The organism is Bordetella petrii, from assembly GCF_020991325.1.
In the GTDB taxonomy this organism is placed as follows: domain Bacteria; phylum Pseudomonadota; class Gammaproteobacteria; order Burkholderiales; family Burkholderiaceae_B; genus Bordetella_A; species Bordetella_A petrii_E.
The window spans coordinates 1-14,745 of sequence record NZ_JAJMLX010000097.1; the positions used below are offsets into that span (position 1 = coordinate 1).

The 14,745-nt window shown below is 65.8% G+C and carries 15 protein-coding genes; 9 read left to right on the plus strand and 6 right to left on the minus strand.

The window, feature by feature from the left end; translation table 11 throughout:
- Positions 1-246: 246 nt before the first annotated feature.
- The 9 genes from LPZ50_RS11785 to LPZ50_RS11825 all read left to right on the plus strand — a co-directional run bounded on the left by LPZ50_RS11785 (position 247) and on the right by LPZ50_RS11825 (position 8,330).
- Positions 247-669 (plus strand): CopD family protein, encoded by a 423-nt coding sequence (locus LPZ50_RS11785; protein WP_230661599.1) that lies wholly within the window; start codon positions 247-249, stop codon positions 667-669.
- A gap of 33 nt (positions 670-702) precedes the next feature.
- On the plus strand, positions 703-2,166 hold the full coding sequence (locus LPZ50_RS11790; RefSeq protein ID WP_230661601.1) for a THUMP domain-containing class I SAM-dependent RNA methyltransferase: 1,464 nt from the start codon (positions 703-705) through the stop codon (positions 2,164-2,166).
- A 178-nt stretch (positions 2,167-2,344) separates the two neighbouring features.
- Positions 2,345-2,536, plus strand: coding sequence for a hypothetical protein (locus LPZ50_RS11795; RefSeq protein WP_230661628.1), 192 nt, complete (start codon positions 2,345-2,347; stop codon positions 2,534-2,536).
- A 142-nt stretch (positions 2,537-2,678) separates the two neighbouring features.
- Positions 2,679-3,188: an RDD family protein gene (locus LPZ50_RS11800; protein ID WP_230661603.1), complete on the plus strand. Its 510-nt coding sequence runs from the start codon at positions 2,679-2,681 to the stop codon at positions 3,186-3,188.
- Positions 3,189-3,272: 84 nt separating this feature from the next.
- On the plus strand, positions 3,273-4,148 hold the full coding sequence (locus LPZ50_RS11805; protein WP_230661605.1) for a UDP-2,3-diacylglucosamine diphosphatase: 876 nt from the start codon (positions 3,273-3,275) through the stop codon (positions 4,146-4,148).
- A gap of 168 nt (positions 4,149-4,316) precedes the next feature.
- Positions 4,317-5,978: an acyl-CoA synthetase gene (locus tag LPZ50_RS11810; protein ID WP_230661607.1), complete on the plus strand. Its 1,662-nt coding sequence runs from the start codon at positions 4,317-4,319 to the stop codon at positions 5,976-5,978.
- Positions 5,979-6,002: 24 nt separating this feature from the next.
- The gene (locus tag LPZ50_RS11815; RefSeq protein ID WP_230661609.1) at positions 6,003-6,524 is read left to right on the plus strand and encodes a gamma carbonic anhydrase family protein; all 522 of its coding nucleotides are present in this window, start codon (positions 6,003-6,005) and stop codon (positions 6,522-6,524) included.
- Positions 6,525-6,561: 37 nt separating this feature from the next.
- Entirely contained in the window at positions 6,562-7,479 is a 918-nt protein-coding gene (hslO, locus tag LPZ50_RS11820; RefSeq protein ID WP_230661611.1) for an Hsp33 family molecular chaperone HslO, read from the plus strand.
- A gap of 86 nt (positions 7,480-7,565) precedes the next feature.
- Positions 7,566-8,330: a TadE/TadG family type IV pilus assembly protein gene (locus tag LPZ50_RS11825; protein WP_230661613.1), complete on the plus strand. Its 765-nt coding sequence runs from the start codon at positions 7,566-7,568 to the stop codon at positions 8,328-8,330.
- 11 nt (positions 8,331-8,341) lie between these two features.
- On the opposite strand, the gene ftsB is transcribed toward LPZ50_RS11825, so the two are convergent.
- The 6 genes from ftsB to LPZ50_RS11855 form a co-directional block, all read right to left on the minus strand.
- Positions 8,342-8,674 (minus strand): cell division protein FtsB, encoded by a 333-nt coding sequence (gene ftsB / locus LPZ50_RS11830; protein WP_230661615.1) that lies wholly within the window; start codon positions 8,672-8,674, stop codon positions 8,342-8,344.
- A gap of 67 nt (positions 8,675-8,741) precedes the next feature.
- Positions 8,742-10,028, minus strand: a complete 1,287-nt coding sequence (eno, locus tag LPZ50_RS11835) for a phosphopyruvate hydratase (protein ID WP_230661617.1) — start codon at positions 10,026-10,028, stop codon at positions 8,742-8,744.
- Positions 10,029-10,075: 47 nt separating this feature from the next.
- Positions 10,076-10,930 carry a 3-deoxy-8-phosphooctulonate synthase gene (kdsA, locus tag LPZ50_RS11840; RefSeq protein ID WP_230661619.1) on the minus strand — a complete coding sequence of 285 codons (855 nt, stop codon included), beginning with the start codon at positions 10,928-10,930 and terminating at the stop codon, positions 10,076-10,078.
- 1 nt (position 10,931) lies between these two features.
- Positions 10,932-12,578: a CTP synthase gene (locus LPZ50_RS11845; protein WP_230661621.1), complete on the minus strand. Its 1,647-nt coding sequence runs from the start codon at positions 12,576-12,578 to the stop codon at positions 10,932-10,934.
- A gap of 119 nt (positions 12,579-12,697) precedes the next feature.
- Positions 12,698-14,500 (minus strand): aminopeptidase P family protein, encoded by a 1,803-nt coding sequence (locus tag LPZ50_RS11850; protein WP_230661623.1) that lies wholly within the window; start codon positions 14,498-14,500, stop codon positions 12,698-12,700.
- 8 nt (positions 14,501-14,508) lie between these two features.
- On the minus strand, positions 14,509-14,745 hold a 237-nt coding region (locus tag LPZ50_RS11855; protein WP_230661625.1), incomplete at its 5' end, for a M55 family metallopeptidase.

A 14,745-nucleotide genomic window follows, 5' to 3' on the forward strand; every position in this document is an offset into this window, starting at 1 on the left:
TTGGCCGCAAGACAGTGCCAGACTGGGAGTGCTGGGCATGGGGCCGGGCGAGTTGACCGGCGGGGCAGCCCGCGCCAGCGGGCCGAGGGCGCCTGGATGCGCCCGAGCCCGACGGGCTTCGCACGGCCCCATGCCCAGGACTCCGAGGCGACACAAGCACACAACCAAAAAACACCCCGCCTTCCCGCACACCATCCTTGACTACAATGCGCCCATCGCTTCACTGCAACGTCCGGGATGCCAGCCATGCTTTGGGTAAAAGCCTTTCACATTGTTTTCATCGCGTCCTGGTTTGCCGGGCTGTTCTACCTGCCCCGCATTTACGTCAACCTGGCGCAGCAATCCGACGCCGCCGTACAGTCCTGTCTGGTGGGCATGGCGCGCCGCCTGTACCGGTTCACCACCCTGCTTGCCATCGTCGCCGTGGCGCTCGGGCTGTGGCTATACGTGGGCTACGGCATCGGCATGGGCCCCGGCAATGGCTGGATGCACGCCAAGCTGTTCTTCGTGCTGCTCATCATCGGCTACCATCACGCCTGTGGCGTAATGCTGCGCAAATTCGAGCAAGGCCGCAATACGCGCTCACACAAGTTCTACCGCTGGTTCAACGAAGTTCCTGTCTTGCTGCTCGTGGCGGTGGTGCTGCTGGTCGTGCTCAAGCCCTTCTGACCCCACCTGACCCGGCCCCTGGCCTGGATTCGTATGTCTTCTGATGAACAGGATCGCCGCAAAACGCTGACGATCAAGAAAACGGCGCGCGACGCCCACGCCGCTGGCGACCACAACAAACGCTCGCGCAGCGGCGCGCGCGCCCGGACGGCCGCGCAACTGGAGCGCAACAAAGAACAATCCAGCCGCCGCCAGGGCAGCCCCGCGTCGCCAGCGCACAGGCCGGCCGAGCCCGCCCCGCCGGCCTTCGAATCCGCCCCTGGCCCGGACATCGGTTTCGATCCCCCCCAGCCCCGTGAAGAGTCGCGCCGCCGCATGCCGCGCGCGCCCCGAACGGCGGAAACCTTTGCCGTGTTCGCCCCTTGCCCGCAGGGCCTGGAAGAGGCCCTGACCGCGGAGATGCAGGCCCTGGGTTTTGAAGATGCCCGGGCCGGCCGCGCCGGCTGCCATTTCAGCGCCGACTGGGCCGGCATACAGCGCGCCAACCTGTACTCGCGCCTGGCCACGCGCGTCCTGGTGCAAGTGGCGCACGACGAGATTTCCCACGAAGACGACATCCTGGACCTGGCGCGCAGCGTGCCCTGGGAACGCTGGTTCGGCGCCGAACAGACGCTGCGCGTGGATACCTCGGCCATCAAGAGCCCGGTGCAAAGCCTGCACTACTGCAACCTGCGCGCCAAAGACGGCATCTGCGACCGCCTGCGCGACCTGGAAGGTGAGCGCCCCAGTATCGATACCGTGCGCCCGGACGCGCGCGTGCACTTGTTCCTGACCGGCCACACGGCCACCTTGTACCTGGATACCTCGGGCGAATCGCTGTTCAAGCGCGGCTGGCGCCTGGACAAGGGCGAGGCTCCTTTGCGCGAGAACCTGGCCGCCGGCATGCTGGCCCTGGCCGGCTGGGATCCCGCCGCGCCACTGCTGGACCCGTTCTGTGGCAGTGGCACCATCCTGATCGAGGCCGCCTGGATCGCGCTGGGAGTGCCGGCCGGCATTTCACGCCCCTTCGGCTTCGAACGCCTGCGCGGCCACGATGCCCGCCGCTGGCGCGACCTGAAAGACGATGCCCGGGCGCGCATCCTGCCCGGACTGGATGCGCCGCTGGTGGGCTGCGACCTGGACCCGCAAGCCATCGAATTCGCCCGCAACAATGCCGAACGCGCCTGGCTCACTGCCGACACCATCCGCTTCGAAGTGGGTGATGCGCGCAACATCGCCCCGCCCGCCGGACACGGCTGGATAGTCACCAACCCGCCCTACGGCGAACGCCTGCCCACCGACGACACTGAACTGTGGCGTGCGTGGTCCAGCCACCTGAAGCGGGAATACACTGGCTGGCAGTTACACGTGATCAGCAGCGACCGCGACCTGCCACAGCGCCTGCGCTTGAAACCCTTGCGGCGCACGCCCTTGCACAATGGCGCACTGGATTGCCGGCTGTTCGGCTTTGAACTGGTGGCCGCCGGATACCGCGAGCCACAAAAACCTGCGTTGTAAAAAAGCTGCAATCATGCACCGATATTGTGGCGGTCAAGCCACAAAGCGCCGAATCGGCGCATTATCAGCACCAATACCGAGCACGCTGCACCAGACACTTGCATAAATTCAGGGTTAACCCTAAAATTCGGGTTAACCCGTAGCAGTTGAATTGAACCAAGCAAGTTCTGGAACCATCGTGATCAACGTCAACCCCACCATCCGCCTGACCGACGAACTCGAGCGTCAGCTGATGTTGCAAGCTATCGAAGAACAATTCCGCCCCCGTCCGATGCGCGCCCTGGCCAATGGCCTGCGCAAGCTGGGCAAGGGCATCAAGTCCCTGGTGGCCCGCCAATCGGGCGCCAAGGCCGCGCACTCCGCCGCGTAAGGCGCGCGCAACGAACCATTTTCCCCTTGGGGGCTGCCACAGCCCCTTTTAAGACCTGCCAGCAATGGCGGGTTTTTTTTTGCCTTCCCAAGGGCGGGGATGCAAGCGACCCCAAGGCGCGGATGCGTGATAATACGCCCCCATGACACCACCCCCCACCGACCTGACCCCCAACCGGCTGCGCCGCTTTGCCTGCATGATGTATGAGGCCGTGCTGCTGTTCGGCGTGGTGTTCCTGGCCGGCTACCTGTTCGACACGCTTACCCAGAGCAAGCATGCGCTGATGCTGCGCCATGCGCGCCAGGTCTGGCTGTTCGTGGTGATAGGCGCTTATTTCGTGCTGTGCTGGCGCTACAAGGGGCAGACGCTGCCCATGAAAACCTGGAACATCCGGCTGGTGGATCGCGACGGCCAACCTCCGTCGGTACCCCGGCTGATCGCCCGCTATGTGCTGTGCTGGCCGCTGGTGCTGGCCGCGGCCGGCATCGTGGCCGCCGCGTCGGCCGCCACCGGCTGGAAATCGGTCGACATGTTCATCGTGGCGGCGCCATTCGCCATCTTTGTCTGGTCGTGGGTAGATCCCGACGGCCAATTCCTTCACGACCGGCTGCTGGGCACGCGGCTGCGCAACGCGGCGCCTCGCAAGCGCTGAGTCGGCGCTCGGGGACGCAGCCGTCACAACAGCGTCATCCAACGTTCACGCGGCCGTCACGGCGGGATGGTTACATCCCTGGGCATGACGACAGCCGCGAGGGACGCCGCCGTGAATGACATCCGCCCTACCCACTGGCGCACACTTTGGATCTCCGACCTGCATCTGGGCACGCCCGGCTGCAAGGCGGATTTCCTGCTGGATTTCCTGGACCACAACGAATCCGACACGCTGTACCTGGTCGGCGACATCATCGATGGCTGGCAATTGCGCAAGCACTGGCACTGGCCTCGAGCCCACAACGACGTGGTACAGCGCATCCTGCGCAAGGCGCGCAACGGCACCCGGGTGGTGTTCGTGCCGGGCAACCACGACGAATTCGCCCGCGAATTCATCGGCTACGCTTTTGGCGATATCGAAATCCTGGATGAAGACATCCACGTCACCGCCCAGGGGCAGCGCCTGCTGGTACTGCATGGCGACCAGTTCGACGGAGTGATCCAGCACAGCAAGTGGCTGGCCCACCTGGGCGACACCCTGTATCAGTCCGCTTTGTGGCTGAATCACCATTTCAATCGCCTGCGCCACCGGATGGGCCTGCATTATTGGTCGCTGTCGCAATACCTGAAGCACAAGGTAAAGAATGCCGTGTCGTTCATCACCGACTTCGAAAACGCGCTGGCCGGCGAAGCCCGCCGGCGCGGGCTGGACGGCGTGGTGTGCGGCCATATCCATAAAGCCGAACTGCGTGAAGTGGAAGGCATCCTGTACTGCAACGACGGCGACTGGGTCGAAAGCCTGTCCGCGCTGGCGGAAAACCACGACGGGCAATTGCAATTGCTGGATTGGGCGGCGCAGCATGCGCGCCGCGAATCGCCGTCGGCTCCGGCCCGCCCCCGCCGTCCCTTGTCGCTGCCAGCCCTGCCCTCGGCCCTGCGCCGGCAAAGTAAGCACTCATGATCCAGCCGGCCGGCGCGCCCGTACCCGTGTTAACCCTTATACGTCCCCGTTAGCGGCACGGGAATGTTGCAGTTCGCGGCCCTCTAGGTCATGCTTGCATTTGGGGCATCACAGTCCCAGGCGGCATTCCCAGGGCACCGTCGCCCGGCGCGCATACAACATAGGGCCATGAACGACCAATATCAGGCGCTCTACCAAACATTCCGCTGGCTGGTGCCGACCCAATTCAACATTGCGGAGGCTTGCTGCCACCGGTGGGCGACCAGCAGCGCGGACGCCCGGCGCATTGCCATCTATTACGAAGACGAAGCCGGCAACCGCGAAGTCTGGACCTACGCGCGCCTGGCCGAGGCGGCCAACCAGTTGGCCAATGGCTTGGTAAAAATGGGCGTGGAACGAGGCGACCGCGTAGGTGTGGTTTTGGGACAACGGCCCGAGACCGCCGTGGCCCACATGGCCATCTACAGCATAGGCGCCGTGATCGTGCCGCTTTCGTCGCTGTTCGGCCCGGAAGCCCTGGAAACCCGGCTGCGCGACTCCGAGGCCCGGGTGGCCATCGTGGATTACGCGTCCAGCGCCAACCTGCTGGCCATCAGCGACAACTGTCCCGCCCTGCACCAGATCATCGGCATCGGCTTCGCCGACGAGCGTGTCCTGCCGTGGCGCAGCCTGCTGGCCCGCCAGCCCGGCGAATTCAAGCAGGTGATGACCCGCGCGTCCGACCCGGCCATCCTGCTGTATACCTCGGGAACCACCGGCGCCCCCAAGGGTGCCCTGCTGCCGCACAGTGCCCTCATCGGCAACCTGCCGGGCTTCGTGGCCTCGCAAAACTGGTTTCCCAAGCAGAACGACGTTTTCTGGTCGCCGGCCGACTGGGCCTGGACAGGCGGCATGATGGACGCGCTGCTGCCCACGCTGTACTTCGGCCACCCCATCGTGGGAACGCGCGGGCGATTCTCGCCCGAACGCGCCTTCGAACTGATGGAGCGCTACCAGGTCACCAACACCTTCCTGTTTCCCACCGCCCTCAAGATGATGATGAAGACGGTACCCGAGCCCGCCAGCCGCTACCGGCTGGCCCTGCGCGCCATCATGAGCGCCGGCGAAAGCGTGGGCGAAACCGTCTTCCAGTGGTGCCAGTCGGCCTTGGGCATCACGCCCAACGAAATGTTCGGCCAGACCGAAATGAACTACCTGGTGGGCAACAGCCATGAACGCTGGCCCGCCAGGCCCGGCAGCATGGGACGCCCCTACCCGGGCCACCGGGTGGCGGTCATCGACGATGCCGGCCAGCCCGTGCCCGCGGGCGAGGTGGGCGAGGTGGCCCTGAACCGCCTGGACATCCACGGCTTTCCCGACCCCATCATGTTCCTGGGCTACTGGCGCAACGAAGCCGCCACCCAAGCCAAGTTCAGCGGCGACTGGTGCCGCACGGGCGACCTGGCCAGCGCCGATGCCGACGGCTACTTGTGGTATGCCGGCCGCGCCGACGATGTCTTCAAATCAGCCGGCTACCGCATCGGCCCGGGCGAAATCGAAAACTGCCTGCTGGGCCACGATGCCGTGGCCAATGCGGCCGTGGTGCCCAAGCCCGACGCCGAGCGCGGCGCCATCGTGAAGGCATACGTGGTGCTCACGGCCGAATACGCCGCTCATGACCGCGCCCAGCTGACCCAGGCCCTGCAAGACCACGTGCGCGACCGGCTGGCGCCCTACGAATACCCGAAGGAAATCGAGTTCATCGACGAACTGCCCATGACCACCACCGGTAAAATCCAGCGCAAAGTACTGCGCCAGCGCGAAGAAGCGCGGGCCGCCGCCCAGGCCTGAGACCCTTTACCAGAGACTGCTTGCATGCCCATTTACCAGCTTGGCGACCAGACGCCCACCATCGATCCCAGTGTCTACGTGGCCGACAGCGCCGACATCATCGGCAACGTCACTTTGCAGGCGGGGGTGAGCATCTGGTCGCACGTCGCCATCCGGGGCGACAACGCGCCCATCGTGATCCAGGCCGGCAGTAACATCCAGGAATCCAGCGTGCTGCATGTCGACGAGGGCTGTCCCCTGACGGTGGGCCCCAACGTCACGGTGGGCCACCAGGCCATGCTGCATGGCTGCACCATCCAGGAAGGCGCGCTGGTCGGCATGCAGGCCATTGTGCTGAACAAGGCGGTGGTGGGGCGCAACTGCCTGATCGGCGCGGGCGCCATCATTCCCGAAGGCCGCGTCATTCCCGACAATTCCCTGGTGGTGGGCATAGGCAAGGTGGTGCGCGAATTGTCCGCCGAAGAAATCGCCGGCATGCACAAGAACACCCGCCATTACGAAACCCGGGCCCAGCATTACAAAACGGCGCTCAAGCGCGTCGGCTGACCCGCCTGGCGGCCATGGGATCGGCTAACATTCGCCCATGACCGATCAACTCAAGAAATACCTGTTCGAAGACCGTTCGGTGCGCGTACAGGCTGTGCGGCTGCACGAAACCTGGCTGCGGGCCCAGGAAAACCACCAGTATCCGCCCGCCGTCCAGCGCCTGCTGGGCGAAATGATGGCCGCCGCCGCGCTGCTGGCCGCCAATATCAAGTTCGAAGGCTCGCTGGTATTGCAGATCCAGGGTGACGGCCCGATTGCCTTGCTGGTCGTGGAATGCCAGTCCGACCTGAGCCTGCGTGCCACCGTGAAAATACGCGAAGGGCGGGAGGTGCCCGCCGACGGCACCATGCAAACCCTGCTGAATGCCGAAGGCCAGGGCCGCTTCATCGTGGTGCTGGACCCGCGCCGGAAAGTGCCGGGCCAGCAAACCTACCAGGGCATCGTGCCCCTGGAAGGCGATACCGTGGCCGAGGCCCTGCAGCATTACATGAAGGCTTCGGAACAGCTCGATACCCGTTTGTGGCTGCAGTCCGACAGCCAACACGCCGCAGGGCTGCTGGTGCAGCGCCTGCCCGACCAGGGAGGCACGGCGCGTTCCGAAAGCACGGCCGAGACCCTGGCGCGCGCCATCCTGCTGGCCAATACACTGAAAGCCGACGAACTGATCCACACCGACATCGACACGCTGATCCACCGGCTGTACTGGGAAGAAACCCTGGTGGCGTTCGACCCGCTACCGGTGCGCTGGCACTGCCCATGCACACGCGAGCGCGTGGCCGGCATGCTGCGCACGCTGGGCGAACAGGAAGTGCGGGACATCCTGGCCGAACAAGGCAAGGTGCGCGTCACCTGCGATTTCTGTGGCAAGCCGTACGAATTCGACGCCGTCGATTGCTCGGGCCTGTTCGCGCCCGCCCGCCCCATGCCGGAACAAGACCCCCCCACGGTGCACTGAGCCGCGGCCTGCCGGGATGAGCAATTCGCCCCGCGCGTAGATGCCACAATCGACGGCGCCGGAACGGCCGGGCACACTGCCTGGCCATGTCCCGCCTGCTTCGCTTCCCGCACCGCCTGCCCGGCGCCCCCGCAGCACTGGCGCCGCGCCAGCGCGGCGCCACGCTGCTGGAATTTGCAATCGTTGCCCCACCCCTGCTGCTGCTGGCGCTGCTGGCCATTGAAACAGCGCACTGGCACCTGGTGCGGCAACTGGCCCATGTAGCCCTGCTGGAAGCCGGGCGCGGCGGAGCGAACGCGCATGGCCACCCCGATGCCATTGCCCGGGGGTTCGAACAAGGGCTGCTGCCCCGCCATGCCCATGCCAGCGGCGATGCCCAGGCTGCCCAGCAGCGCGCCTGGCAGCGCCTGCGCCGCCAGGCCAATATGCCTCCCTGGCGCATCGAAGTACTGCAGCCCAGCGTCCAGGCATTCCAGGCACACGCGCGGCCGGGCCTGAAGGTAAATACGGCGGCGGGCCGCCGCGCCATCAGCAATGACTACCAGGCCGAACAGCATGCCGCACGCGGCATTACGGCCATGGGCCCGGATATTTTCCAGGCCAATACCCTGCATTTGCGGCTGACTTACTTGCACGAACCCCTGGCGCCGCCCACCCGGGCGCTGCTGCGCCTGATCGGGCGCGATGCAGGCACTTGCGCGCAACGCGCCTGGGCGCGGGGCCTGCTGCCGCTGCGCCTGGATTTGCACATCGAGATGCAGTCGCATCCGGTGGATTGGCATGCGCCACCGGCCGCGCGGCGCGGCCCGGTGGTGTACGGAGCGTGGGATTGCGCCCGCGACGGGCCGTAGCGGCTGGTTGCTCAGCGGCGCGGCGGTGTGCTTTGCGGAGCGGGCTTGGGAGGCACCGGCGGCGGCCGGCTGCCGGGAGGCAGTATCTGCACGAAGACTTCGCCCTCGCGCATCATGCCCAGTTCGCTGCGGGCGCGCTCTTCTATGGCCCCGGTGCCCGTGGTCAGGTCGCGCACTTCGGCTTCGAGCGCCGCGTTGCGGGCGCGCAGGCCTTCGTTGGTTTCATGCTGCGCAGCCACCTGGCGCTGCAAGTCCCAGACCTTGAACCAGCCGCCCTTGCCCAGCCACAGTGGATACTGGATCAGGCCCACCAAGACGAGCAGCACCAGAAACAACAGGCGCATAGACGTACCACCCTCAACAGTGCGGTCAACCGCAAGGGCCGGGCGCCTGGCGCCCGGCCCGCCATGGTCAACGCAGGTTGTAGAACGCGTCGAGGCCGGGGTAAGAAGCCACTTCCGCCAGTTCTTCCTCGATGCGCAGCAACTGGTTGTACTTGGCCATGCGGTCGGAACGCGACAGCGAACCGGTTTTGATCTGCATGGCGTTGGTAGCCACCGCGATATCCGCGATGGTGGAGTCTTCGGTTTCGCCCGAGCGGTGCGACACCACGGCGGTGTAGCCCGCGCGCTTGGCCATTTCGATGGCGGCGAAGGTTTCTGTCAGGGTGCCGATCTGGTTGATCTTGATAAGAATCGAATTGGCCACGCCCTTCTGGATGCCTTCTTTCAGGATACGGGTGTTGGTGACGAACAGATCGTCGCCCACCAGCTGCACCTTCTTGCCCAATTGTTCGGTGAGCAGTTTCCAGCCATCCCAGTCGTTCTCGGCCATGCCGTCTTCGATGCTGATGATGGGGTACTTGTCGCACCAGGTGGCCAGCAGGTTGGCGAATTCCTGCGACGACAGCGACAGGCCGCCTTCGCCGGCCAGCGTGTACTTGCCATCGCGGAAAAATTCAGAGCTGGCGCAATCCAGGCCCAGGGCGATTTGCGAACCGGGCTCGTAGCCGGCTTCGGAGATGGCCTTCAGGATGAGCTGGATGGCCGCTTCGTGGTTGGGCACGTTGGGGGCAAAGCCGCCTTCATCGCCCACCGCGGTGGACATGCCCTGGGCGTGGATGAGCTTTTTCAGGGCATGGAACACTTCAGCCCCCCAGCGCAGGGCTTCACGGAAACTGGTGGCGCCCACCGGCAGGATCATCAGTTCCTGCAGGTCGAGCGTGTTGTTGGCGTGCGCGCCGCCATTGATGACGTTCATCATGGGCACGGGCATGCTCATGGGGCCGCTGCCGCCGAAATAGCGGTACAGCGACAGGCCGGACTCGTCGGCGGCGGCGCGCGCCACGGCCATGCTGGCGGCCAGCAGCGCATTGGCGCCCAGGCGCTCTTTGGAATCCGTGCCGTCCAGGTCGATCAGGGTGCGGTCGACGAAAGTCTGTTCCTGGGCGTCCAGGCCCATCAGGGCTTCCGAGATCTCGGTGTTGAGGTTCTCGACGGCGCGCAGCACGCCCTTGCCCAGATAGCGTGCCTTGTCGCCGTCGCGCAGTTCGATGGCTTCGCGCTGGCCGGTGGACGCGCCCGAGGGCACGGCGGCGCGGCCCATGGCGCCGGATTCCAGCAGCACGTCGCACTCGACGGTGGGGTTGCCGCGCGAATCGAGAATTTCGCGACCGATGATATCGACGATTGCACTCATTGTTTGATTCCCTGAACGATTAATAAATTCGTGGCAGCTTCATCAGTTCAGATGAACTGATTCTCGATGAAGCCGTTGCGTTTGGTCACGCGATCGAGTTCGACCAGCGATTCGAGCAGCGCGGGCATCAGCTCCAGCGGCACGGCGTTGGGGCCGTCGGACATGGCGCAAGCCGGGTTCGGGTGGGTTTCCATGAACAGGCCGGAAATTCCCACCGCCACCGCCGCGCGCGCCAGCACCGGCACGAATTCGCGCTGGCCGCCCGAGGACGTGCCCTGCCCGCCGGGCAGCTGCACCGAATGGGTAGCGTCGAACACCACCGGACAACGGGTTTCCCGCATGATAGCCAGCGAGCGCATGTCGGACACTAAGTTGTTGTATCCGAAAGAAGCACCGCGTTCGCACACCAGGATGTTGCTGCCGTCGCCGCCGGCCTCGATGGCGGCGTCGCGGGCCTTCTGCGCCACCTGCGCCATGTCGTGCGGCGCCAGGAACTGGCCCTTCTTGATGTTGACCGGCTTGAGCGTGGCCGCGCAGGCGCGGATGAAATCGGTTTGGCGGCACAGGAAGGCCGGCGTCTGCAGCATGTCGACCACCGCGGCCACGGGCTCGACCTGCTCGGTTTCATGCACATCGGTGAGCACGGGCACGCCCAGTTGGGCGCGCACGTCGGCCAGGATTTTCAGGCCTTCGTCGATGCCGGGACCGCGGAACGACTTGCCCGAACTGCGATTGGCCTTGTCGAACGAGCTTTTGTAGATGAACGGAATACCCAGCGCAGCCGTGATTTCTTTCAGGCGGCCGGCGGTGTCGAAAGCCAGTTCGCGCGATTCAATGACGCACGGGCCCGCGATGAGAAAAAACGGGTGTTCCAGGCCGATATCGAAACCGCAGGCTTTCATGTCAGGCCTCCTTGCGGGCGTGATGGGCGATGGCTGCCTCGATGAAGCTGGAGAACAGCGGGTGTCCGTCGCGCGGCGTGGATGTGAATTCCGGGTGGAACTGCACGCCGACGAACCAGGGGTGGTCGGGCAGTTCCATCATTTCGGGCAGGTTTTCGGTGGGTGTACGCGCACTGATGACCATGCCGGCTTCTTCCAGGCGCGGGACGTAGACGTTGTTGACTTCGTAGCGGTGGCGATGGCGTTCGTTGACATCGTCGCCGTAGATGGCCTGCGCGCGGGTGCCCGGCTTGACGGGGCAACGCTGCGCGCCCTTGCGCATGGTGCCGCCCAGGTCGGAACTGGCGTCGCGCTTTTCGACCTTGCCTTCGCGGTCCATCCATTCGGTGATGAGCGCCACCACAGGATGCGGCGCGGAGGGGTCGAACTCGGTGCTGTTGGCCCCGCCCAGCCCGGCCACGTGGCGCGCGAACTCGATGACGGCCAACTGCATGCCCAGGCAGATGCCCAGGTAGGGCACGCCGTTTTCGCGGGCATAGCGGATGGCGGCGATTTTGCCTTCGGTGCCGCGCTTGCCGAAGCCGCCCGGCACCAGGATGGCGTCCAGGTGCTGGAGCTGGTCGGTGCCCCGGGTTTCGATGTCTTCGGAATCGATGTACTCGATATTGATTTTCGAGCGCGTATGGATGCCGGCGTGCACCAGGGCTTCGGACAGCGACTTGTAGGATTCGGTAAGGTCGACGTACTTGCCGACCATGCCGATGGTGAGCTGATGCCGGGGGTTTTCCAGGGCTTCGACCAGGTTGTCCCACATGGACAGGTCGGCGGGCGGCGGGGTCAGGCCCAGGGCTTCGCACACGATGTTGTCCACGCCCTGCTTGTGCAGCATGGCGGGGATTTTGTAGATGGAATCGGCGTCCCACACCGAAATGACCGCGTCCAGCGGCACATTCGAGAACATCGAGATCTTGGCGCGTTCATCGTCGGGAATGGGACGGTCGGCGCGGCACAGCAGCAGGTTGGGATAAATGCCGATTTCGCGCAGTTTCTGCACCGAGTGCTGCGTGGGCTTGGTCTTGAGTTCGCCGGCCGAGGCGATGAACGGCACCAGGGTCAGGTGCACGAAGGCGGCGTTGTTGCGCCCCAGGCGCAGGCTCATCTGGCGGGCGGCTTCCAGGAAGGGCAGCGATTCGATGTCGCCCACCGTGCCGCCGATTTCGACGATGGCCACGTCGGTGGCGCCGTTCCAGGCGGCGTCGGCACCGCGCGCGACGAAGTCCTGGATTTCGTTGGTGATGTGCGGAATGACCTGGACCGTCTTGCCCAGGTAGTCGCCGCGGCGTTCCTTGCGCAGCACCGATTCGTAAATTTGGCCGGTGGTGAAGTTGTTCACCTTGTGCATCTTGGCCGAGATGAAGCGTTCGTAGTGGCCCAGGTCCAGGTCGGTTTCGGCGCCGTCTTCCGTGACGAACACCTCGCCGTGCTGGAACGGGCTCATGGTGCCGGGGTCGACGTTGATGTAGGGGTCGAGCTTGAGCAGAGTGACTTGCAGGCCGCGCGATTCCAGGATCGCGGCGAGGGACGCGGCGGCGATCCCTTTGCCCAGGGAAGACACCACACCGCCGGTGACAAATACGTATTTGGTCATCGTAATAGGCGCCCGGGACGAGCGGGCGCATGCGGGAAATTTGGATTATAGCCGGGCGCCGGACGGATCAGGGGTTTTCCCTGAGTTCCGTCACGTAACAGAGGACGTTGCGCCCCCGCCTACTCCGCGGCCAGGGGCCGGGTGCGTTCCTGCAGCCAGGCCAGCGCCGGCCCGCCCACCAGTGGGGCCAGCCGCTCGCGCACGGTGCGGTGGTAGTCGTCCAGCCAGGCGATTTCGTCGGGCCGCAGCAGGTCGATGGCGATGCAGCGGGTGTCGATCGGACACAGGGTCAGGGTTTCGAAGCACAGGAATTCGCCCAGTTCGCCGTCGAGCCAGGCGCGGTTGGCTACCAGGTTCTCGATGCGCACGCCCCAGCGCCCGGGGCGGTAGATGCCGGGCTCGTTGGAAGTGATCATGCCGGGCTCCATGGCCGTGTGGGGCCCGGGCGCGGCGCGGTACGAGATGACCTGCGGGCCCTCGTGCACGTTCAGGAAATAGCCCACGCCGTGGCCGGTGCCGTGGCCGTATTCGGCGCCGCCCTGCCAGATGGGCGCGCGGGCGATGGCGTCCAGCATGGGCGACGGCGTGCCGCGCGGGAACGCGGCGCGCGACAAGGCAATCATGCCCTTGAGCACCAGCGTGAAGTCGACCTTCTGGTCGGCGCTGGGCGTGCCCACCGCCACTACCCGGGTGATGTCGGTGGTGCCGCCCAGGTACTGACCGCCGGAATCGATGAGCAACAGCCCGTCGCCCTGGATGACGGCGTGCGACTCGGGCGTGGCCCGGTAGTGCGGCATGGCGCCGTTGGCATTGAAGCCGGCGATGGTGCCGAAGCTGGGGCACATATAGCCCGGGCGGCGGGCCCGCGCGGCGGTGATCTGCTCGTCGATGGTGAGCTCGGTAATTGTTTCGCGGCCCAGCGCGGCCTCGAACCAGGCGAAGAATTCGCACAGCGCCGCGCCGTCATGGGCCATGGCGTCGCGCACATGGGCCAGTTCGGCGTCGGACTTGCGCGACTTGAACAGCGTGGACGGGTTGATGGATTCCACGCGGGGCACGGCGGGGTCCATGGCATGGAACACGCCGCAGGTGACGCGGGCCGGGTCGATCAGCAGGGTCTGGTCGAGCTGCAGCGAACCCAGGGCCTCGGCGGCCAAATCATATGACGCCACGTCGACGCCGTCGGCCGCCAGCGCGGCGCGCACGCCAGCGGAGACTTTCCCATCGGCCACGAACAGGGTGGCGTAATCCTGGCCCACCAGCGCATGGGCCAGGAATACCGGGTTGTAGGAAACATCGGCCCCGCGCAGATTGAACAGCCAGGCAATATCGTCCAGCGTGGACAGCCAGTGCACATCGGCGCCCTGCGCCTGCATGGTCTGGCGGATCTGCGCCAGTTTCTCTGCGCGCGGCATGGTGGCATGGGGCGCCGCGTGTTCGTAGACGGGCGCGTCGGGCAGGCCGGGACGGCCGGGCCAGATTTCCGCCAGCAGGTCGGCCTGGATGTCCAGGTGCACACCCGCGGGGGCGAGCGCGGCCGACAGGGCCCGGAATGCGCCCAGGCCCAGCACCTGGCCGTCGATGCCCACCCGCTGGCCGGCCCGCATGCGCCCGGCCAGCCAGTCTACGTGCCCCGGCGTGGCGGCCGAAGCGATTTTCATCAGTTCGATGCCGGTGCCGGCCAGTTGGGCCTCGGCCTGCACCCAATAACGGCTGTCTACCCACAGGCCGGCGAAATCGGCGGTGACCACCAGCGTGCCCACCGACCCGGTAAACCCCGTCAGCCACTGCCGGCCCTGCCAGCGCGCGGGCAGGTATTCTGACAGGTGAGGGTCGGCCGACGGCACGATGCAGGCGTGCAGGCCGCGGCGCAGCATGGCCTGGCGCAGCAGGGCAATGCGGGTGGACGGATTGGCGGACATGGGTTTCCTCAGCGCAGCATGGACGACATGGCCGACAGGCTGTTCAGCGTGCGGATGGCGGCCTGCATGCTGTCGACGGTAAAGCGCAGCGTGACGCCGTCCACGCGTTCCAGCGCGGGCCACATGCAGAACAGGTCGGCCAGCGCCGAACTCTGGGTCTGCAACCGGCATTCTATAGGCGCGGCAATGCGCAGGGGAACCGAGCCGGCCGCGCCGCGCACGGCGGCCTCGGCGGCGGCCGCAAT